The sequence below is a fragment of the Flavobacteriaceae bacterium HL-DH10 genome (assembly GCA_031826515.1).
GTDB lineage: Bacteria > Bacteroidota > Bacteroidia > Flavobacteriales > Flavobacteriaceae > Thalassobellus > Thalassobellus suaedae.
Map to the genome: position 1 here is coordinate 2,289,596 of CP134536.1, position 22,420 is coordinate 2,312,015.

General features: G+C 31.7%; 16 protein-coding genes. 11 read left to right on the top strand and 5 right to left on the bottom strand.

Going from position 1 to position 22,420, the window contains the following annotated elements:
• Position 1: 1 nt before the first annotated feature.
• The 4 genes from RHP49_09770 to RHP49_09785 form a co-directional block, all read right to left on the bottom strand.
• Positions 2 to 472, bottom strand: a complete 471-nt coding sequence (locus tag RHP49_09770) for a RagB/SusD family nutrient uptake outer membrane protein (protein ID WNH14408.1) — start codon at positions 470 to 472, stop codon at positions 2 to 4.
• A gap of 34 nt (positions 473 to 506) precedes the next feature.
• Positions 507 to 1,805 carry a RagB/SusD family nutrient uptake outer membrane protein gene (locus RHP49_09775; protein ID WNH11209.1) on the bottom strand — a complete coding sequence of 433 codons (1,299 nt, stop codon included), beginning with the start codon at positions 1,803 to 1,805 and terminating at the stop codon, positions 507 to 509.
• Between the two features lie 22 nt (positions 1,806 to 1,827).
• Complete coding sequence (locus RHP49_09780) at positions 1,828 to 5,340, bottom strand: TonB-dependent receptor (protein ID WNH11210.1); 3,513 nt, start codon at positions 5,338 to 5,340, stop codon at positions 1,828 to 1,830.
• Between the two features lie 166 nt (positions 5,341 to 5,506).
• Positions 5,507 to 6,688 (bottom strand): FecR family protein, encoded by a 1,182-nt coding sequence (locus RHP49_09785; GenBank protein ID WNH11211.1) that lies wholly within the window; start codon positions 6,686 to 6,688, stop codon positions 5,507 to 5,509.
• A 121-nt stretch (positions 6,689 to 6,809) separates the two neighbouring features.
• Between RHP49_09785 and RHP49_09790 the strand changes: the two genes are divergently transcribed.
• The 8 genes from RHP49_09790 (at position 6,810) to RHP49_09825 (ending at position 18,555) form a co-directional block, all read left to right on the top strand.
• Entirely contained in the window at positions 6,810 to 7,409 is a 600-nt protein-coding gene (locus RHP49_09790) for a sigma-70 family RNA polymerase sigma factor (protein ID WNH11212.1), read from the top strand.
• A 513-nt stretch (positions 7,410 to 7,922) separates the two neighbouring features.
• Positions 7,923 to 11,063 (top strand): DUF6298 domain-containing protein, encoded by a 3,141-nt coding sequence (locus RHP49_09795; GenBank protein ID WNH11213.1) that lies wholly within the window; start codon positions 7,923 to 7,925, stop codon positions 11,061 to 11,063.
• A gap of 64 nt (positions 11,064 to 11,127) precedes the next feature.
• The gene (locus RHP49_09800) at positions 11,128 to 13,635 is read left to right on the top strand and encodes a hypothetical protein (protein ID WNH11214.1); all 2,508 of its coding nucleotides are present in this window, start codon (positions 11,128 to 11,130) and stop codon (positions 13,633 to 13,635) included.
• Positions 13,636 to 13,648: 13 nt separating this feature from the next.
• On the top strand, positions 13,649 to 15,187 hold the full coding sequence (locus tag RHP49_09805) for a family 43 glycosylhydrolase (protein ID WNH11215.1): 1,539 nt from the start codon (positions 13,649 to 13,651) through the stop codon (positions 15,185 to 15,187).
• Between the two features lie 20 nt (positions 15,188 to 15,207).
• The gene (pelA, locus tag RHP49_09810) at positions 15,208 to 16,407 is read left to right on the top strand and encodes a pectate lyase (GenBank protein ID WNH11216.1); all 1,200 of its coding nucleotides are present in this window, start codon (positions 15,208 to 15,210) and stop codon (positions 16,405 to 16,407) included.
• A 9-nt stretch (positions 16,408 to 16,416) separates the two neighbouring features.
• A complete protein-coding gene (locus RHP49_09815; protein WNH11217.1) occupies positions 16,417 to 16,773 on the top strand; it encodes a hypothetical protein in 357 nt (118 codons plus the stop codon).
• Positions 16,742 to 17,533: a trehalase family glycosidase gene (locus RHP49_09820; GenBank protein ID WNH11218.1), complete on the top strand. Its 792-nt coding sequence runs from the start codon at positions 16,742 to 16,744 to the stop codon at positions 17,531 to 17,533. Before RHP49_09815 ends, RHP49_09820 begins: the two co-directional genes overlap by 32 nt.
• Positions 17,534 to 17,559: 26 nt before the next feature.
• On the top strand, positions 17,560 to 18,555 hold the full coding sequence (locus RHP49_09825) for a pectinesterase family protein (GenBank protein WNH11219.1): 996 nt from the start codon (positions 17,560 to 17,562) through the stop codon (positions 18,553 to 18,555).
• 29 nt (positions 18,556 to 18,584) lie between these two features.
• Here the strand turns inward: RHP49_09825 and RHP49_09830 are convergent, their stop codons facing one another.
• Positions 18,585 to 19,913 carry a sugar MFS transporter gene (locus RHP49_09830; protein ID WNH11220.1) on the bottom strand — a complete coding sequence of 443 codons (1,329 nt, stop codon included), beginning with the start codon at positions 19,911 to 19,913 and terminating at the stop codon, positions 18,585 to 18,587.
• A 269-nt stretch (positions 19,914 to 20,182) separates the two neighbouring features.
• Here RHP49_09830 and RHP49_09835 point away from each other — a divergent pair, with 269 nt between their 5' ends.
• From RHP49_09835 to RHP49_09845, 3 genes are all read left to right on the top strand, one after another.
• Positions 20,183 to 20,914 carry a rhamnogalacturonan acetylesterase gene (locus RHP49_09835; protein ID WNH11221.1) on the top strand — a complete coding sequence of 244 codons (732 nt, stop codon included), beginning with the start codon at positions 20,183 to 20,185 and terminating at the stop codon, positions 20,912 to 20,914.
• 167 nt (positions 20,915 to 21,081) lie between these two features.
• Positions 21,082 to 21,810 carry an FKBP-type peptidyl-prolyl cis-trans isomerase gene (locus RHP49_09840; protein WNH11222.1) on the top strand — a complete coding sequence of 243 codons (729 nt, stop codon included), beginning with the start codon at positions 21,082 to 21,084 and terminating at the stop codon, positions 21,808 to 21,810.
• Between the two features lie 226 nt (positions 21,811 to 22,036).
• Positions 22,037 to 22,390: a hypothetical protein gene (locus RHP49_09845; GenBank protein ID WNH11223.1), complete on the top strand. Its 354-nt coding sequence runs from the start codon at positions 22,037 to 22,039 to the stop codon at positions 22,388 to 22,390.
• Positions 22,391 to 22,420 lie beyond the last annotated feature (30 nt).

Sequence of the window (22,420 nt, forward strand, 5' to 3'; positions counted from 1 at the left end):
TTTAAAAATCGTAACCATCGTTCTTAAGTTTACCTTGACTACTTGATATTGCTTTCGCAGGGATTGGAAAAATATATCTAGCAACACCAGGTTTTGTACCATTATAGTAATTATACCAGTTACCAGTAATCCAATCATCATAGGTTAGCACATCGTCATGTAATTTTAATAAAAATTGATCTTCATTCCAGGTATCATCTGGTGGAGCAGGTAATTTTGTGTCTGGATTTAAAATTATAAAGTCTCCATTTTCATCTACTTTCCAATAGATGTAATCTGGGCCTGTTCCAGTTCCATTAAAAGCACGGTCTGCTAAATTTTTAAGACCCTCTACTGTTTCTTTAACTTTATCAGAATAAATACCCCAACGAATTAATTCGTACTTACGAATCATTTCACCACCAAATTCCCAAGCACGCTCATCTACAATGGCATCAAAGAATGTTTCTTTTGATGAAGAAATACTAGCGATGTAACCATCAACTTTTGTTGGCCAAACATCAGGATTAAAGGCTCTTTGACGAACTCTTTTTTAATGCTTCTTTAGCGTCTATAGTAGGGCCGTTTAATTCGTTTTCTGCTTCAGCATACATTAATAATACATCTGCATAACGCATCATAGGCCAGTTAATACCAGTGTCTTTAGTCGAAGCTTTTCCTGGAGGAGTAGTTAATTTAGTTCTATCCCATTTAGCTTGTGAAATACCAGAACCATCAATAAAGTGTTTTGTTAATGTGTTGTCGTATCTAAATAAACCACAAGTTACGTCTCTACGAATATCACTACTATCGAAAGACATATAGTAAGTATGTGGCATTTCCATATAGTTTGAACATTGTCCGTAGTTGTGAGTGGCGTTGTCAAAATTAACTTCAATTCCTATATTCCAAGCGACATCTCCATCGTTAATTGAAAAAGGAATTTCAAATAAAATGTCTTCGTTAACAGGGGAGGTGAATTTAACTTGATTTAAGAATATTTGTCTAAAATCTGTTGGTAATTCTCTGTCTTTTAATTGAATTAATTTATGAGAATAAGTTTTAGCAATTGTGTAATAGTCTAAATAATCTCCTTTTCGAACCATATTCAACTCTGGAGTTAAATAATAACCACCACGTTGTAAAGATAAACGAGCGATCATCCCAAGGGTGTATTCTCTATTTACTTGTTCAATACCATAAGGGAGTTGATCTGCCCATTGCATATTTTCTTCAACATTGATTAAGTTTTGAATTTCATTAGCAAGAATGGTATTTCTATCTGTTTTTGGTAAGCTAAATTCTGCACCAGCTACAGGAGCTTCAATAGAATAAGGAACATCCCCAAAATAATAGATTAACATGCTGTACCAATAAGCTCTTATTGTGTAAGCTTCACCTAATAAATGGTTAAAGGTATTTTTAACAGACACGTCTGTGTTTTCTAAATTACCACTATTCGTTAAACCTTTAATAGCAATATTGGCATCTCTAATGGCTTTATAAGCAGCCGTCCATAATTTATCTAAATCGGCATTTCCTTCAGATGCTTGCAAGTCCCATATTTGATATCTGTCACCGGCATTACCCCAACCAGATTGTGTTTCAATATCAGTATTCCCAGTAAGGTTACTTGATAAACGAGAAGTAAAAGCGTCTTCGTTAAATTGCGAATAAACGGCATTAACACCTGCTCTTGCATCATCAACATTAGAATAGATGTAATTGTCATCAAATGTTGAAAGTGATTCGGGTTCTAAAAAATCCTTTTGGCATGAAGCTATTAAAATAGCGGGAATAATAGCTAATATATGTTTGAGTTTCATATTATTATATTTTTTTTTCATGTTAAAATGTTACGTTAAGACCTAAGGTGTACGATCGGCTTCTTGGGTAAGAAGAGTAATCTAAACCAGGTGTGAAAGGGTCACTATCTGTATTAACTTCAGGGTCATAACCCGAGTATTTGGTCCAAAGCGCAAGGTTTCTTCCTGTTGCAAATACTCTGAATTTAGATAACCCGAACCTTGAAATTAATTTTTCAGGTAAATTATACCCAATTGTAACGTTGTTTAATCTTAAGAAAGACCCATCTTCAATACCATTAGAATGAACAGGTATTCCAGATCCTCTAAAACTTGTGTGAGACCACATGTTTTTACCTTCATTTAATGTTGCGAGTTCGCTTAAGTCTGTTACAATACCTCCTGCGGTTCCTGTAATAGAACCATCTACATCTAGATATGTAAATCTGTTATCAATACTCATGTTATCTAACATGTTACCATACTTTGTATCAACCCTTCTTAAAGAGTTAAATTGTATTTTTCCAGTATTATAAACATCGTTTCCTACTTGGTAATTAAAGAATGTTGATAAATCGAAGTTTTTATATCTAAAGTTAAACCCGAAACCACCTTGAAAATCAGGAAGTGCATTACCTATTACTTTTCTATCGTCGTCGTCTATAACACCATCTTCTTTAACATCTTTTAATTTTAAATAACCAGGAGCTAAATCATCATCTCCTCTACCTAATATTCTTGCACCATTGGCTACATCAGATTTTAAAATATATTTTTCTGTCACTGGGTCGTAACTCTCAAAATCATCAGTAGTATAAAAACCATCAGTAACAAACCCGTAGATATTCCCAATTTTACCACCTGTCTCTAAGTAGTAATCATCAATATTTCTAAGGTCGGTACTTGCCCAGTTAGATTGAGAAAAACGACTGCTAGTGCCGTCTAATTTCACAATTCTTTGGTCGTTTAAACCAATGTTGAAATTAGCAGAAAATGTAAAATCTTTTGAATCTATTATATAAGCGGTTAAACCTAACTCAATACCTTCGTTAGAAGTAGTTCCTACATTATCCCATTGATCAGCAAAACCTGATGTTTGGTCAATTCTAGATTTATAAAGTAAATCACGAGTTTCGTTTTTGTAATAATCAAAACTACCATTTAGTCTCTTATTAAACATAGTGAAATCTAAACCAAGATTATTGGTAGTTGTTGTTTCCCATTTTAAATCAGGATTGTATAGTGTTTTGCTATTAGGGGTGTAATAGTTGTTGTCTATGTTGTTAAAACCAGCGCCTCTAGTAGGAACAGATTTAAAAGTAAAAACAGTTGAACCAGCAGGGATTCTATCATTTCCAGTTTCACCATAACTAATTCTGAATTTTAACTCATCAACAAAGTTTACACTTTTCATAAAGTTCTCTTTGTCTATTTTCCAACCAAATGCAATCGCAGGGAAAATTCCTAAATTATTTTTACCTTGAAATTTACTTGATTGATCTGCTCTTGCTGTTAAAGTCCAAATATATTTGTTTTGTAGTTGGAAATCGAATCTACCAAAATACGATTTTCTGTTAAAATCTGTATTATCAGTTGTTTCTATTTGAATTTCTCCAGTACCTAATTGCATGTTTGCAAATAATTCTTGTGGCGTAATAGATTCTCTAAACTCTTCAGCTCTAACGAAATTACTTTTTCCTTGTACAGACGATATTTCTTGACCTAACAAAATGTCTATTTTAGAATCAACCCATTCTTTTTTGTAGTTTAAAGTATTTACCCAACGATATGAAGATGACTCGTCATTTGTTTTTTGTCCTAATGGTAAACTACGACCTCTTTGTCTAGACTCACCAGTTAATGGCCCGTAAAACCTTAATTCTTCTTCAAATTCTCTAGAAGTGTTAATAGTTGTTTTGAATGTTAAGTCTTCTAAGATTTTCCATGTTAAAGCTGCATTAAAAACATATTGATTAGAAGTTCCTTTTCTCCAATCTTGTTCAACCAGTTTTCTAGGATCAATTAAGTCTCTAATAAAATTCGCAAAATCATCATCATCTGAAACTTGAGTCAAATCTAATTCTAATTCATCAGAAAGTCCATTTATTGGTCTTTGTTGAATGATGTCTTGCAATTTTACTTGTGCTTTTGAAGACGTACCTGCTCCATCTTTAATTGAGTTTGTAATTCTAGTTGAAACATCAAGGCTTAGTTTTTCAGATATTTTTTGGTTTAATTTAAAGTTAATAGCTGTTCTTTCGTAAGCAGAGCCTTCTAATAAACCTTCATCATTATTGTGTGAGATGCTCAGGTTCATTTTAGTCATTTCTGTACCTCCACTAATATTTAAATTATGAAGTTGAGAAAGTCTAGATCCTCCAAAAAGTTCTTCTTGCCAGTCGGTAGCAGCTCTGTTTTTATAAAGTTCTAAATCTCCATAAGCACCATATAGTTTTTGAAAACGATCTAAGCTAGTTTGGCTTTGTAAAGCGGCAAACTCGTAATTAGCTAAAGTGTATTCATAAGGGGTTAAAACATTATATTTTCGGTTTTCTGGCAATTCGTTATATTGAAAATAGTTATTATAAGCTATAGTTGTTTTACCTGCAACTGGATTCTTAGTTGTAACAACTATAACTCCATTTGAAGCTTGAGCACCATAAACAGCAGTTGCAGAAGCATCTTTTAAAACAGTTATAGATTCTATATCATTAACAGGAACATCTTCCATACTACCAACAATAAATCCATCAACAATAATAAGAGGATTGTTGTCTTGTGATAAAGAAGTTCCACCACGTACTCTAATTCTAATAGCACTGCCTGGCTCACCATCTGCAGTTGTAATGTTAACACCAGGGAGTCTTCCTGAAATAGCTTCAGAAGCACTAGAAACAGGTATTTTCAGAAGTTCTTTACTGTTAATACTTGCAGAAGCACCAGTCATGTCAGTCTTTTTAACTTTTCCATAACCATAATTAACAATGACAATTTCATCTAATTGGCTAACATCTGTTTCTAAAGTTATATTAATAGATTTTTGGTTGTTTACTGGTACCTCTTGTGTTTTGTAACCAATATAAGAAAATACTAATACTGCATTAGAAGCAACATTATTTAAAGTATAATTTCCATCAAAATCGGTAGAAGTTCCATTTGTAGTTCCTTTTATTAAAACAGTAACCCCTGGAAGTGGTCCGCCTAATTCACCGCCATCTGTTACTAACCCACTAATTTGATTTTGTTGTTTGACTTTGGTAATAACAATTTTATTGTTGGTACTAAAGTCAAAATTAAAATCTACACTAGAAAGGGTTTGTTTTAATAATTTATTAGTTTTAATAGTTCCTTTTTTTATTTGCACTTTAGGTGTGTCTTTAAAAAGGTCTTCTTGATAAATAAACGTGTAATTTGTTTGTGTTCTTAATAAATCAAAAATTTCATCAATAGTTACAACATCATCTTTTTCTATTTCGATTTTGCTGTCCTGCGAAAATATATCGCCTGAAGAAAGACTAAAAACTGATGTGCAAAACAAGAGTATAAAAGTTTTCATAATTAGGTTTAAATTTTTTTTCTTAAAAAAGAAAAAAAAGTTAGTAAGTTTAATTTGCATAAATTTGCTTGTTAATTGATTATACATTTAGTGATAGTTAGTTAATAATATTAAAGGGGGAAGAAAAGTTCGTTACTGTCCAGGTATTAACTTTATTCCCTTTTTTTTACTTAATAATAATTTGTTTATTTTTTATTTCATAGGCTTTTATAAAGTTTGTGTTTTTAATTGTTTCTAGTATATCTTCCATGTTGTCATTCTTACTTAATACGCCGTTAAATTTTACTTTTTCAAGTTCTAGATTTTCAAAAACTACTTTAACATCGTACCAACGAGATAATACAATCATAATATCTTTTAATGATTTGCTTTTAAAACTAAAGAATCCTTTTATCCACGCAGTTTCGCTATAAACATCAATAGTATTAATAGTAATTTCTTTGTTTTTAAGGTTTAATATAGATTGCTGATTTGGTAGTAAATTTTGTTTGAAACTAGAATTGCTAATTACAACTTTACCTTCTACCAAAGTTGTATAAACGTTGCCTTCATCTTTGTACGCCTTTATATTAAACTCCGTGCCAAAAACTTCTACTTCTTGGTTTTGGTTTATTACTTTAAATTTAGCACCATTATGATTGGTGCTTGGAGATACATCAAAATAAGCTTCGCCATATACCAGCTCTACTTTTCTGGGTTCTCCTTTAATAAATGATACAGGATATTTTAGTTGAGACTCTGAATTTAACCAAACTTCTGTGCCATCAGATAGCTTTACATAAAATTGGCCGCCAGTTGGTATGGTTAAATAATTATATTTTATTTCTAGTTTATTGTTTTTTTCTTCTGTATAAATTAATTTTTTACCGTTACTAGTAACCCTATTTGTTTTGAATGTTTTGTCTTTTTCTAAAGCTATATTAGACCCATCTTCAAGGGTTAAAATCGCTTTGTCCATTCCTTCTTCTATACTGTTTTTTACAATAGTTAAAGGCGTTTCAGTTTTAGGAGTAATAACTTTTAAATCCTCAGATGTACTGCTTTTAAAGAAATAAGTTGTTGCTAGTATTCCAACAATAATTGCTGCTGCATACTTAAACACATTAAATCTATTCAATTTATAAACTAATGTTTTTTCCTTTCTTATTTTACTAAGCAATTTTTCAATAGTTTTTTTTGCTTCAGGGTTATTCATGCCATAGTTTATTGCATAATGAATTTGAACGTAATCTTTAAATACTTTTTCATTATCAGGCTTTTCAATCCATTTAGAAAGTATGTCTAAATCGCTGGCGGTAGCAGATTTTGTTACATACTTTACTATAAGTTTTTCAATTTTTTTGTTCATCCTTAAGGGCTGTTCACAATATACAACAAGGCTAATTTTAAGAACCCTTGTTTTTTTATTAGTTTTTTTTATTTTTTTGTTGTTTTTTTTATAATATTTGAAAATAATATAATTCTCAATATTGTCAACTTTATTTAATGATAATACAATTCTAATAAGTCATCTCAAAAAAGGTGATGAGAGTGCTTATGCTTATTTAGTTAATACTTATAATAGACCACTCTTTGTTTATGTTTTAAGTTTAACTAATGATCATGACCAATCGGAAGATATTGTACAAAATGTTTTTTTTAAGGTTTGGCTTTCTAGAAAAAAACTAAATTTAAATTATTCTATAAAAAGTTTTTTATACAAAGCCGCATACAATGAATTTATAAATCAATATCATAAAAATAGAGCTATTTCTAATTTAGAAAAAGTATATATAGAGGCTCTTGAAGAAGTTGTTGACGATAAAAATTCAGATTTATTAGAAAGAAAAATTGCTTTAGTTAATAAAGGGATTAAGCAATTGCCAAGAAAATGTAAAGAAACGTTCTTGTTAAGTAAAAGAGAAGGACTTACTAATATTGAGATAGCAGAACATTTAGGTATTTCAATAAAAACTGTTGAAGGGCATCTTACTAAAGCATATTATTTATTACGTGAAAATGTAGGAAATCAGTTAAGTAGTATATTGTTTTTGTTATTTATGAAACCAAATAAATTAAGGTTTAATTAATATGCGTCCTAACATTTTTATGGGTGTAATTCCTATATTATAATTTGTTCTTTCTTCAGTTGAAGTTCCATTCTTAGTTTTTAGTAATCATTATATGAATATTCTGAGTCGGGATATTTAGATTAATATTAGGGAGTTTCTGTTGAAATTTTTAACATTGTAATCGATTACTTAAAATATTTATATATTTTTATAAAGTATTTGTTTTCTGTGAATCATTTCTTTATTGATAGATGAAAATGTCTAAATCAGTAAAGTGGATTCGTAATAGATGAATTAATTATCTATTAGTTTTTCTATTATCAATAACAGGAGTTGAAAATAGTATTATTGATCATTGTTCTATTAGTTAGACAATTGACGGAGCATTTAGTTTCAGAGGTGTATATTAATATTGGAAGCTTTAAACTCTAAAGGTATTTTTGTCTTAAAGGTTTTAGAATCTGAAACAGAACAGCTGTTGCATACTCAAAAAGCAATTATAGAATAGGTGAAAATTAAAGTTATTAAGGCATGAAACTAAGATGGGCAAACAATTTACGAATCTATGTAGTATTGATGGTTTTTGTTTGCCCATCAATTGCTTTTATACATTTTAAAACGACACCAGACTCACCAATACATATAACTGATAATCATAAATTAGAATATAAAATTCAACCAAATGGCGATAGAGTGCCTGATTATTCCTATTGTGGTTATATGGCTTCCGAAAGTTCATTACCAAATGTCCCCGTTAAATTAATTATTTCAGAAACAAAAACTGATGCAACACTATTAATTCAATCGGCGATTAATTATGTGTCTAGTTTACCATTAAATAAGAATGGATTTAGAGGCGCTATTCTTTTAAGTCAAGGGACTTATAAAATTAGTGGAAGCTTACTTATTTCAGAAAGTGGTGTTGTAATAAGAGGTAGTGGAAATAAAAACACGGTATTATTGGCAACAGGAACTAATCGGGAAACTCTTATTCGAGTAGCGGGGAAAAGCAATCGTAAATTAGGTAATCCAATCACATTAGAAAAAAAATATTTTCCTGTAAATACAACAACCTTAACTTTTTCTGAGCAACATTCGTTTAAAAAAGGGGATAAAATTATTATTAAACGCCCTTCAACAAAAGAATGGATTGAGAGTATTGGAGCTGATAAAATTGGCGCTTATGTAGATTATCCGCTTACAGTTTGGGAACCGGGTGATTTTGATATGAATTGGGATAGAACTATAGTTGACGTGTCTTCAAATTTCATTACCATTGATGCGCCTTTAACTAATAGTATAGATCCGAAATATGGAGAGGGCACAGTGTCTCGTTATGATTGGGATGGAAGAATACAACATGTTGGTGTCGAAAATGTACGATGTGTTTCAACTTTCGATGAATCAAATACTAAAGACGAAAACCATCGTTGGATGGCAATTACTATGGAAAATATTTCAGATTCATGGGTTCGAAGAATGGATGCAGAAAACTTTGTCAGTTCTGCAGTAGCAATTTGGGAAACAGCAAATCGTATAACAGTCGAGGATTGCAAATCATTGAATCCAATTGGGGAAATTGGTAATTATAGGCGTTATTCTTTTCAGACATTAGGTCAGCAAGTGCTTTTTCAACGTTGTTATGCCGAGTATGGTTATCATGCTTTTTCAGTAGGTTTTACAACGCCTGGTCCAAATGCCTTTGTGCAATGTTATTCTTATATGCCTTATAATTTTAGCGGAGCTGTTGGTGGTTGGTCAAGCGGTATTTTATTTGATAAAATGACAGTTGATGGGGGTAATATTAGTTTTGATTTTAGAGATGTTGATGGTCAAGGTGGTGGATGGAGTACTGCAAATTCATTTTGTTGGCAAGGTAGGGCGGCTCAAATTCATTTATGCAAACCTCCAGAAGTACAAAATTGGGCTTATGGTAGTTGGGCACAAGGTTATGGAAAAGGACATCACGAACTTCAGCATACTTTTATAAAACCAGAGAGTCTTTACTACGCACAGTTGAAAGCTCGAACTGGAAAAAAATCTGATGAAGAAGATAAAATACTTTTATACCAATCTAGCGAAACAACAGCGCCAATAACTGAGTTGACTGCAAAATATAGTGAACGTTCGAAAAGTCCAGATTTGATAATGGATGTTTGGATTGAAAAAATGATTGAAAAATATCCTATCGATTCAGATGTTTCCAATGCTGAGATTTGGAATGAAGCTAAAGTCACTAAAGCTGAAAAAACGAGCGAAAAAAATCATCAAGTCGAGTTAATTAACGGAAAAATTTCATTAAAAGGCAAAATGATTTCAGAAGGTAGAGACAGAACGTCTTTATGGAGAGGGTCTACACGTCCGTCACAATTAAAAAGATCTACACCAAATTTAGTCCGGTTTGTACCAGGAAGAATAGGTCGTGGATTGACAGATGATTTAGATACTTTGGTTGCTGATATGAAATACAAAAATGTTTCGATTATGCAAAGTTTTCCTTCACTATGGTATGAGCGTAGACGCGATGATCATGCTCGTACCCGACGTGCAGATGCCGATGTTTGGGCACCCTTTTATGAACAACCATTTAGTCGCAGCGGACAAGGAGAGGCTTTTGATAGATTGAGTAAATATGATTTAACCAAATGGAATTCATGGTATTGGATTCGTTTAAAACAATTTTCTGATTTAGCTGATAAAAATGGATTGTTATTTGTTCAAGAGCATTATCTACAACATAATATTATTGAAGAAGGGGCGCATTGGGCAGATTATCCATGGCGGACAGCTAATAATATTAATCGGTCTGGGTTTGCAGAGAATCCATCTTATGCTGGTGATAAGCGTATATACATGGCTGAGGCTTTTTACGATACAACAAATACCTTAAGGAAACAACTTCATAAAGATTACATTCGTAAAAGTCTCGATAATTTTAAAGATAATACTAATATTATTCATCATTTAGGTTGGGAATATACAGGACCTGTACATTTTGTAGAGTTTTGGTTAGATGTTATTGCCGAGTGGGAAAATGAAAATAATAAGAAAGTGTTAGTCATGTTACCTGGAACAAAAGATGTGCAGGATGCGATTCTATCCGACCCTAAAAGAACCTCGATAGTAAATGTTATAGATATTCTACAATGGAAATATAGAGCAGACGGTACATTGTATGCGCCTCCTGGAGGTGTTAGTTTGGCAGGACGACAATATGCACGAATTTATAATCCAGGAGATACATCTTTTGACCAGATTTATAGAGCAGTTAGGGAATATAGATTGAAATATCCAGATAAAGCTGTTGTTTATTCACAACGTGGTTCTAAATATTCTAATTGGGCAACATTTTTGGCAGGTGGCTCGTTAATGGCGTTACCAAAAATTGAAAGCAATCAGTTTTTTAAAGATGCATTTAATATGGAATATTTAAGTAATAATGAATTATTAGATAATGAATATGTTCTGGGCAAAAAGGGACTTGGTTATATTGTTTTTTCTTCGAATTCAGAAGTGAAAATGCCTTTGAATAATGATTCAAATACCTATAAACTTGATTGGATTAATCCAGCGACAGGTGAGTTAATTAAAACCAATACCATATTAAAAGATATTACAGCAACATTAAAATCACCAATAAGAGGTGAGGTTGTTGCATGGCTTCATAAGTAATAATTAAACAAAAATGGAGATGTTTAAAAATCTACTAATTAAAAAATCATTATTAAGCAGTCTAATGTTTTTTTGCTTTTTTACAATTGTTTATGCTCAACATCATATAGGGAAAACTTATGAAAATTTAGAATTCAATGGAAGTTACATCATTTACAAAGATGTAAAAATTGAACTAGGACCTAAAGCCTTTTTTATTGATGGGGAACTGTCAAATGAAGAAGTTTCAAAATACAAATATGTTTATAATTCTATAGTGGAAGCGTCAAAGTATCTTACTCAAGGTACAGAAAGCTCACCAATGGTGTTATACATAGCACCATGGGTATATTGGATTGATAACCCAGACGATCCAGAAATTAGAATGCCAGATAGAGTGGGAGGTTCGCCTATTGGACTTGAAATTTCATGTGAGTGGCTTAAGTTTCAAGGACTGTCAGAGCATCCTGAAAATGTTATTTTGGCCTCTAATCGCGGACAAACTATGGGTTCTAAAGGTAATTTTACCATGTTTAGAATTAATGGAGATGGTATCTGTTCAGAAAATATCACCTTTGGGAATTATTGTAATATCGATTTGGTATATCCACTAAACCCTGAATTAAATAGAGAAAAACGCGGATCGGCAATTGTGCAGGCTCAACTCATATTTTCTAATGGGGATAAAGTAGTGGCTCGAAATTCACATTTTATAAGCAGACTAAACTTAGGACCGTTTTGGGGTAGTAAACGCACTCTTTTCGATAGTTGCCATTTTGAAATGACAGACGATGCACTAAATGGAAGTGCCGTTTACCTTAATTGCACTTTTGATTTTTATTCATCTAAACCCTTTTACCGAACTGATGGCACTGGATCTGTATTCTTAAATTGTGATATTCAAGCTTATACAAGAGGTAATCAATATTTTGAAAAAGCGAATGGACCTGTCACGGTTATAGATACTCGGTTTTCTGCTAAAGATTTAAGTTATATAGGCTGGCGAGATATTCCAGATAAAGAGGCTCGTTATTATCAATACAATGTAAGTTTGAATAATAATCCAATCGATATTGGTGAAAATGATGCTTTTGCAACTGTTGATATGACAGATAAAAATATTTTAAATGCATATCGTTTTGAGCATGATAATAAGGTTGTTTATAATACTTATAATTTACTGCGAGGTAATGATGATTGGGATCCAATGGGAGTTAAATGTATTGTTGAAAAGGTTGAAAATGAATCTGGTAAAAACTATTCAAATATACCAACACAATTGATTGTTAAACCTACACAACAAACATTAGAAACTGGAAAAGATTCTTTGCTTCTTGAAACAATTGTGAATCGTTTTGGGAACTTTGAAATTAAAAATGAAAACGTATATTGGGATATTGCTTCAGAATATAAATCATTAGTTGCCTTAAAACCTCAAGAAAACGGTGCCTGTTTAGTGATGCCAACAAACAATAACAACGAAACAAAAGAGGTTGTTATAAGGGCTTTTACTGATTCAGGGTTAGAAACTGCTAGTGTATTATATATAGCACCTTCATTTATTGATCCACCGGCATTCAAAAAATTCCCCAAAATAAGCAAAGCCAAAGATGGAAAGTTACAAGTTGTCTATGATTTAGATATGACTTTTGAAGACAAATCTTTAATTAGTTGGTATCGATGTCATGATGATCAAGGTAACCATCCCATTGAAATTGCTGTTTCAAGGTTTAGCAAACCGATGAAAACCTATCAACTTTCTGCTGGAGATATTGGTTATTATATTATGGCTAGAGTATCGCCTAAGCATATACGTTGCGATGCTGGATCGCCTCAATCTACAGTTTTTAAAAAAGTAATTTCAGCTAAAGATATTATGAATCAATCCCATGTTTTAATTCCGAATTTGGAAAATATGTCGGGGAAATATCAGCCTGAAATATGTCTAGGTTTTTGGTCGCTTGATAGTTATGCACCGTCAGATACTCAAGAATATAATTGGGAAGCAGATAATAGTCGTGATCCTTGGTATTATGGAGAAGGTATTAATGGTGCTGCTGGAACAAAAGGATTTGTGCAAAACACAAAAGGTGCACGTTTGCGTTACACACCAGTTGGAGATGTTTTTGGAGATATGAAAATTAGTTTTACCGCTATTCCATCTAAAACAGCAGGACAAGGGTTTAGCAGTGCTAGAGCCCAATATTTGGATATTGGTATAAAAATGGATATTAAAAATATGAATGGTTATGCATTGCGATTAATTAGAACTACAAAATATAGCGATGCTACAGATTTTGTTATAATGAAATATGAGAATGGAAATGCGACTCCAATAAGTGAATCTGTTTCCGCATCGTGTTTCCGTCCAAATTGTAAAATTATAGTTGAAGTAAAAAATAATAAATTAATAGTTCATGCTGAAAACACTAATGAGTATTTTTCAGCACACGAAAATGATGAAGTTGTTAAAGTTGTAGATATGCAAGCTGAAATTACTCCTAATAAATTTGGGGGCTTGAGTTTTCAACATACGGGAACTGTGAGAAGTGGCGCGACTTTGATAAAAGATTTAAAAATAGAATGGTTGTAAAAATGTTAAAAAGATGAAAAAAATAATATTTAGTAAACCCTTTATTTTAATAATTATAGCTTTATTCTCTCTTGCTTTTTTTCAGTGTAAAAATGACAATCAGCAAATAAAAAAAATAATAGAAGAACCTACATATTCAAACCCTATTTTAGGAGGTGATTATCCAGATCCATCCATTGTACGTGTTGGAGCTGATTATTATATGACGCATTCTTCTTTTAATTATTATCCTGGATTGATTATTTGGCATTCTACAGATTTAATTCATTGGGAACGTATTTCTCATGCACTTATAAAAAATGTGGGGTCTGTTTGGGCGCCAGATTTGGTTTTTGTAAATGATAAATACTATATTTATTTTCCGGCTGGTGGCACTAATTGGGTAGTGTATGCAGATACTCCAAAGGGTCCTTGGAGCGAACCAATCGATTTAAAATTAAATGGATTTATTGATCCAGGTCATTTAGTTGATGCCGACGGGAATCGTTTTTTATACCTTTCGAAGGGCTATGTTGTAAAATTAACAGATGATGGACTTGCAACAGCTGAAACACCTGTTTTTAATTACGAAGGTTGGCAATTTCCTAAGGAATGGAGTACGGAATGTTTTTGTTTGGAATCTCCAAAATCAACCATAAAAGATGGATATTATCATTTAATAACTGCCGAAGGTGGAACTGCTGGTCCAGCAACAGCACACATGGTGGTTTCTGCTCGCGCTAAATCACCTTATGGACCATTTGAAAACTCACCTTATAACCCCATTGTGCATACAGAAAATAGAGGTGAACGTTGGTGGAATCAAGGACATGGTACTTTAGTTGATGATATAAACGGTGATTGGTGGATTATGTATCATGGTTATGAAAAAAACTTTCAAACATTAGGAAGGCAGACTTTAATGTTGCCAATAGGATGGACTGAAGATGGCTGGTTTAGAGTGCCTGAAGGTGTCAATGCATCGGATAAAATTCCTGTTCCAGATTTAAAAATGTCTGATGCATCTCATAGTCTTAATGATAATTTTGATAATTCAGAATTAAGTCTTCAATGGCAATTCTATAAAGACTACAACCCAAATCGATTTAAATTAAAAAACAGCAAATTACTTTTTAAAGCAGAAGGGAAATCGTTCCTAGATAGTTCACCAATTCTTGTTAATAGTTCAGACAGAAAATATGAAGTTCAGGTTGAATATACCGTTGAAAAAGGAGTTGAGGTAGGACTTTGTTTGTATTATAACGAAGTAGCAAATATGCATATTTCTGTAACTGAAGATAAATTTACTGTTTATAATCGTCAAAAACGAAAAATTAGCGAAGCAAACACTTTTGGTAATCATGGTTTTTTGCGCATTTTAAATGATGAAAACGAAGTTAGTTTTTATTATAGTGCAGATGGTGAGAATTGGTCTCGTTTAGAAAGAAGCATTGAAGCTAGCGGATTTAATCATAATGTTTTTGGTGAGTTTTTAAGCCTTCGTGCAGGAATATTTGCTTTTGGAGAAGGTAGCGTACAATTTGATAATTTTATTTATAAAACTTTAGATTAATCAAACAAAAACAGATGAAAATGCTAAATAAAAAAAATAAATACGGAATGTTATTCCTTTTTATCATGCTATTGTCGTTTTCAAATAGCCGTTTAAATGCTCAGTCAACGACTAAACAAACCGAAAAAATTAGTACAAGACCGTTTGGTGATGGTGTTAGGCATTGGTACAATATTAAAGACAAGAATAATATTGTAGACCCAGTTCCAAATCAACCTAGATATGATGAATCTGATTACACTAAAATAGCTGATAATATTATCCGATTTCAGCGAAATAATGGAGGTTGGCCAAAAAATTACGATATGCGAGCTATTTTAACTTCAGAACAAATAAATCATGTAGTTAAAACAAAACATATTTTAGAAACTACCTTTGATAATGCAACTACGTTTACTCATATCTATTACCTGGCCCAAGTTTATACTGCAACCAAAATCGAAAAATATAAAGATGCTTTTTTAAAAGGGCTTGATTTTATATTTAAAGCACAATACTCTAATGGAGGTTGGCCACAATATTATCCATTAAAAAATAATTACAGTCGCTATATTACCTTTAATGATGAAGTTTATATGGGTATAATGAATTTGCTAAAAAAAATTATTGATAATGACCTAAATTTTATCTTTGTAGATAAAAAGCTAAAAAAGAAAGTGATTTTAGCATACAATAAAGGATTAGACTGTATTTTAAAAATGCAAATTGTTAATCAAGGGAAGTTAACTGTATGGTGTCAGCAACACAATGAAATTGATTTATCACCAGCTTGGGCACGTGCTTTCGAGCCACCAAGTATTTGCAATAAAGAAAGTGCTTCTGTGGTTTTGTTTTTAATGAACATAAACAATCCTAATGATGATATTATTCAATCCATACAAAGTGCAGTAAAATGGTTTGCAGATTCTAAAATTTACAATACCAGAGTAGAATCATTTAAGATTGTCCCAGTAGAGTCAAAATTTAAAACTATAAATTACGACCGCAAAGTAGTAATAGATTCATCAGCACCTCCTATTTGGACTCGCTATTGTGAATTAGATACAGGAAGACCTTTATTTTGTGATAGAAATAGCAAATACTTATACGCAATGGCAGAAGTTAGTCAAGAACGACGAAATGGTTATGCATGGTACACTTATGCGCCTCAAGTGGTATTAGATGAATATTCAGAATGGCAAAAAAAATGGGCACCTAAAAATAGTATTTTAAAATCTTAAATAGAGCGTATGAAAAAACAGATTATAATTTTAGTAATGCTATTTGGAAGTATCTTGATTTACGGTCAAACACAAGATACTATTTCATATTTTGCTACTATTATTAAATCTAATGTTTATAAAGATTACAAAAAAATGTATCGCCCAAGTAGTGGTTCATTAGTTTATCCGTTTTTAACTCCAGGAAGTAACCAATACGCTAATGTTTTATGGGATTGGGATTCTTGGTTAAGCAATATTGCACTCAGACAAATTTTAACTGATATAGGTTCAGATAAAGACAAAAAAGAAGCTGTTAAATATGAACAAGGTTGCGTGCTTAATTTTCTGCATTATGGCGATTGGGATGGCTATTGGAGTAGATAATGATCCTGCTACTTTTTTTAGACCAGCAAAAAGTTCTGGTTCTATATATTTAAATTGCTTGATGTATAAAGAGCTGTTGGCAATGGTTTATTTATCAAATCAGTTAAATCAGTCAGAAATAGGTAAAGAATTTGCTGAAGATGCTAAAAATTTGAAATCTGCCATTCAAGAACATTGTTGGGATGAACGTGATGGATTTTTCTATAGTGTCGATTTAAACTTAACACCAGCTAAAAACCGACTTGATAATACTTTAGGTAAAGATTTTATGATTCATAGTGGTTACCCTCGAGATTACGATTGCCTTATTCAACGTATTGAAGTATGGTCTGGGTTTCTGGCGCTTTGGGCAGGAATAGCAACACCAGATCAAGCTAAACGTATTGTAAAAGAACATTATTCTAATCTTAAAACGTTCAATTCTCAATCGGGTGTGAGAACACTTTCTAAAATGGAAAAAATGTATAGCATGCGTGCTAGTGCAAACCCATCTAATTGGAGAGGTCCTATTTGGGGTATTTCAAATTATATGGTATTTAAAGGTTTAAAAGATTATGGATTCAATATTGAAGCTAAAGAATTAGCATTGAAAACAGTGTGGCTTTTTGGTAAAGATTTTGAAACGAATGGAGCTTTACACGAATATTACGAGCCAGAAACTGGTGAACCTTTGTTAAACAAAGGCTTTCAAAACTGGAATTATTTAGTTTTAAACATGATTGCTTGGCTGGAAGGAAATCAAGTTGTTGAAGAATTTTAATATATAAATTAATAAAAAAAGAGTCGATGAAAATATTACTATTGAATTTAATATTGTTATGTGTATTAACTGTAAATGCTAAAGAATCTAAAGAAGATCTTATTTTAAAAGACGAATATAATATGGTGGTTGCGAAAGATGGTAGTGGTGATTACACAACTATTCAGGATGCTATATATGCTTCAAAATCATTTCCGTATCAACGCGTCATTATTAATATAAAAAATGGTGTATATAAAGAAAAAGTGCATGTGTATTCTTGGAACACTTATGTAACATTAATTGGTGAAAGTAAAGAACATACAATAATTACTTTTGATGATTATTTTAGTAAATTAAATTTAGGACGAAATAGTACATTTCATACTTCAACGGTATTAGTAGAAGGTAATGATTTTGTTGCTAAAAATTTGACTATTAAAAACGCATCAGGTCCTGTTGGACAAGCCGTAGCTTTATCTGTTAATGCAGATAGGTGTTATTTTGAAAATTGTTCGTTTTTAGGATTTCAGGATACACTTTATACAGCAGGAGAAGGTTTTAAACAATACTTTAAGAATTGTTATATTGAAGGAAGTGTCGATTTTATTTTTGGTGAAGCTACTGTGCTTTTCGAATCTTGTACATTAAATAGCAAAACTAATTCATATATTACAGCAGCCTCTACACCAAAAAATCAAAAATTCGGGTATGTTTTTAAAAATTGTAAGTTAACTGCAGATGAAAAGGTTGCGGCTGTTTATTTAGGACGACCATGGCGCTTGTATGCAAAAACGGTATTTATTAATTGCGAAATGGGTAAACATATTAAACCAGAAGGCTGGCATAACTGGAATAAAAAAGAAGCAGAATCTACAACATTTTATGCCGAATATAATTGCTCAGGAGAAGGCTATAAACCAAATAGTAGAGTAGCGTGGTCACATCAATTAAAAAAATGTCAAGCCAAAAAATATAAAATAGAGGTCATTCTGGAATCTAATTCAGGAAAAGAGAAAAATAAGTGGTATCAAAATTTGTAATAAATTTTAATGCCACTTTATTTATAATATTATTCTTTTTTTAAGCCCAACTTATGACCAGCAATAGCATAGTATAAAATGATGATATAACAAGGTAATAAAATCCAATACCCTTTAGTTGATGCTGTTGCTGTCGCTAATGATTCATTCATACCTTGTGCTAAGTATGCTGCTTTATTTCCATCAACGAATCGCCCGTATAAGGGCGGAATAATAGCGCCTCCAGAGATAGCCATAATTAATAATGCGGAAGCTGTTTTTGTAAATTTACCTAAACCTTTTAATGTTAAGGGCCATACCGCAGGCCAAACTAAAGCGTTTGCTATTCCTAAAGCAGCTACAAATAAAACAGAAGTATATCCTGTTGAATAAACAATGCAGAAAGACAAAACAATACCAATAAATGCACTTACTTTTAAAGCAGTCGTTTGGCTAATAAATTTCGGAATTAAAATAGCGCCCAAAGCATAGGTAGCAACCATGGCCATTAAGGTAAAGGTTGTGAAAAATTTGGCATCTGTAGCAGGAATACCTAAAGAAATCCCATAAGCTATAATGGTATCTCCTGCAATAACTTCAACACCAACATACATGAATAATGTTAACACGCCTAGCCAAAGGTGAGGAAACTGAAAAATACTGGTTTTAGTCGTAACGCCATCTTTTGATGCTTCGATAGGTTCTGCTTCAACATGTGGTAATGGGGCTTTTCTAATTAAAATACCTAATACAAATAAAACAATCGCCATAACAATATAAGGCATTACAACGCTGTCTGCCATAGTATCTAACAATTGAACTTTTTCTGTGTTGGATACAGTTGCTAGTTTTTCATTAATATCGTCGATGCCTGATAATAAAAGTGCTCCAAAAATAAGAGAGCCTAAAGCACCTGCTACTTTGTTTGCTATTCCCATAATCGAGATGCGTTTTGCAGCACTTTCAATAGGACCTAAAATAGTTATATAAGGGTTTGATGCTGTTTGAAGTAATGTCATTCCTGCGCCTTGAATAAAGATTCCGCCTAAAAACATCCAATAAGTTCTTGCCTCTGCAGCTGGAATAAAAACTAAAGCACCTAATCCCATAATAAATAACCCTAGAGACATCCCTTTTCTATATCCAATTTTTTCCAAAATATAAGAAGCAGGTAATGCCATGACTACAAATGAAATGTAAGAAGCTGATGCTACTAAAAGTGATTGAGCTGATGTTAATTCGCTTATAGTTTTCATGAAAGGAATTAAGGCACCATTAATCCATGTTACAAATCCGAAAATAAAAAATAGTCCTGCTATAATTATAATGGGAATTAGTGTATTGTTTTTTTGTTCTGCAGATTGGTTTGTGTTCGACATATATTAATTATTATAAACTAACTTAAAAAATACGTTAAATGTTTTTTGTTTGTAATTATGAGGCAATTTAAACTATTCTAATTTATCATTAATATTGAAAACTATAAAGGATTAAATTTATGAATACTATACTTATCTGCAAAACCTCTATTAAAAGGATGTTTAATATGGGGTTTTGACTTTTCATTATAAAGTTTTTTTGTTTTTATATGCCTTTTTAATTTGTTAACTTCACGCAGTTTTAAAATTTTATAAGAATGAAACTTTATATGAAAATTAACCTTATTGTTTTGTTGTTAATTGCAACAAGTTGTATGGCACAACAAACTACAATTTATACCATTGGAGATTCAACAATGGCAAATAAAAAGAACCCTGAAACAAATCCAGAACATGGTTGGGCGCAAGTTTTACAACAATTTTTTAATGATAATACAATTATAGATAATAGAGCTGTAAATGGTAGAAGTAGTAGGAGTTTTATTGGAGAAGGTCGTTGGGATTCAATACTTAAAACATTAAAAAAAGGCGATTATGTTTTTATACAATTTGGACATAACGATCAGAAATTTAAAGCACCTTCACGTTATACAAACCCGCATTCTGGATATCGTCATAACTTAATTAAGTTTGTTGAAGAGACTAGAGAAAAAGGGGCAACTCCAATTTTGTTTTCATCTATTGTTAGAAGAAATTTTAATGAGCACGGAACTTTGATTGATACGCATGGAGAATATCCTTTAGAAACCCGTTTGGTTGCTTTAGAGTATAATGTACCATTTATAGATCTTCAATATTTAACAGAGGTCTTAGAAATGTCTTATGGTGTTGAAGGCTCTAAAAAACTACACTTGCATTTTGAGGCAGGAGAAAATCCATATTATAAAAACGAAAAACATGACAATACACATTTGTCAAAATTAGGTGCTACAGAAATAGCCAAACTTGCAGTAAATGAATTGAAAAAGAAAGCTTCATATTTATCAAAATTGATAAAGTAACAAGTAAGTTTTATAAATACCACTTATTAATAATAAGGTGAATATTTCAAAGGGTTTTAGTGATTATAATAAGACGGTTTCTTGTTAAAAAAAATAGTAGCGCTATCCATTTTTATTCTGGGTTTTAATTTGCTACTTTTGGATTCAAAATAATTTAAACTAATATAATGAAAACAATTAAAATTTTAAGTATCGTACTTGGGGCAGCAATCATGTCATCTTGTAATAATAAAAGCATTACAAATAAGTCTTTAAAAACTGAAATTGATTCAGTAAGTTATGCTATTGGAATGGATGTTGCAAGAAATATAAGTACAACTGCTACTGAAATAGATAAGGATATTTTAATACAAGGATTAGTTGACGCTTCAGATTCTACCGCTTTAAAAATAGAAAAAGATAAAGTACAACAAATTATAAGTACTTATTTTCAAAATAAACAAATTGCAGATAGAAAAAAGCAACAGGAAGAAGCTGCGAAAAAAGCAGAAGAACAGTTTGCTGATGTTAAAGCTGCTGGAGAAAAGTTTTTAGAGGATAATATGACTAAAGAAGGTGTTGAAATTACTGAAAGTGGTTTGCAATATGTTGTTGAAAAACAAGGAGCTGGAGACAAACCAACAGCAGCATCTACTGTAAAAGTACATTACCATGGGACATTAACAGATGGAACTGTTTTTGATAGTTCTGTTGATAGAGGTACACCAGCGCAATTTGGAGTAAGTCAAGTTATTCCAGGTTGGACTGAAGGTTTGCAATTAATGGCTGTAGGTTCTAAATACAAATTTTTTATTCCTCAAGGATTAGCTTATGGAGCAACTCCACGTCCAGGAGGGGCTATCAAACCATTTATGCCACTAGTATTTGAGGTAGAATTATTAGAGATTGTTAAATAAGATTTTTATTTATTTAAATTAAAATATAAAGGCGGAGAATTGTAATTCTCTGCCTTTTCTTTGTTAGAGAAAGAGCGTACTTCTTAAATCACTCTAATTTAGAAATAGTAGCAAAGAAGTGACAAAAGTCACATTTATATAATTTGGAAGTATTATTTTTGGCACAGTGAAAATAGTATCTTCTATATTATCTTTATTTTTAATTGCAATTATTTTGTTTAATTGCTTGCGGGTATCTTTTACGTATGCTTATTATGTTATAGATACAGCTAATTTTATTGAAAGGCTTTGTGAAAATAAAGACAAACCAATAATGCAATGTAATGGCAAATGCCATTTAAAAAAGGTTACCCAAAACAACAATGCGAATGATGACAAAGTGCCTAATAAAGGTATAGATTTTAAGGAAGTTATCTTATATGTTGTTAATCCGTTGTCATTCAATTTTATAAATACTACAGTAAGAAAAAAGGAAATAAGTAATTATAATAATTTATATGCTTATTTGTTAATTTCTATTTTAGATTATCCTCCAGAATTATCGTTCTCACATCTTAAAATTAAAAATTCAGAAGCATAAGTAAGCTTCTGAAAATCTATTTATTTCAAT

Bases quoted from the DNA above. Each gene is read 5' to 3' on its own strand.
- RHP49_09840 (WNH11222.1), top strand. From the start codon at position 21,082: ATGAAAACAATTAAAATTTTAAGTATCGTACTTGGGGCAGCAATCATG.
- pelA (WNH11216.1), top strand. From the start codon at position 15,208: ATGCTAAATAAAAAAAATAAATACGGAATGTTATTCCTTTTTATCATG.
- RHP49_09805 (WNH11215.1), top strand. From the start codon at position 13,649: ATGAAAAAAATAATATTTAGTAAACCCTTTATTTTAATAATTATAGCT.
- RHP49_09795 (WNH11213.1), top strand. From the start codon at position 7,923: ATGAAACTAAGATGGGCAAACAATTTACGAATCTATGTAGTATTGATG.
- RHP49_09775 (WNH11209.1), bottom strand. From the start codon at position 1,805: ATGAAACTCAAACATATATTAGCTATTATTCCCGCTATTTTAATAGCT.
- RHP49_09815 (WNH11217.1), top strand. From the start codon at position 16,417: ATGAAAAAACAGATTATAATTTTAGTAATGCTATTTGGAAGTATCTTG.
- RHP49_09830 (WNH11220.1), bottom strand. From the start codon at position 19,913: ATGTCGAACACAAACCAATCTGCAGAACAAAAAAACAATACACTAATT.
- RHP49_09780 (WNH11210.1), bottom strand. From the start codon at position 5,340: ATGAAAACTTTTATACTCTTGTTTTGCACATCAGTTTTTAGTCTTTCT.
- RHP49_09820 (WNH11218.1), top strand. From the start codon at position 16,742: ATGGCGATTGGGATGGCTATTGGAGTAGATAATGATCCTGCTACTTTT.
- RHP49_09800 (WNH11214.1), top strand. From the start codon at position 11,128: ATGTTTTTTTGCTTTTTTACAATTGTTTATGCTCAACATCATATAGGG.
- RHP49_09825 (WNH11219.1), top strand. From the start codon at position 17,560: ATGAAAATATTACTATTGAATTTAATATTGTTATGTGTATTAACTGTA.
- RHP49_09835 (WNH11221.1), top strand. From the start codon at position 20,183: ATGAAAATTAACCTTATTGTTTTGTTGTTAATTGCAACAAGTTGTATG.
- RHP49_09785 (WNH11211.1), bottom strand. From the start codon at position 6,688: ATGAACAAAAAAATTGAAAAACTTATAGTAAAGTATGTAACAAAATCT.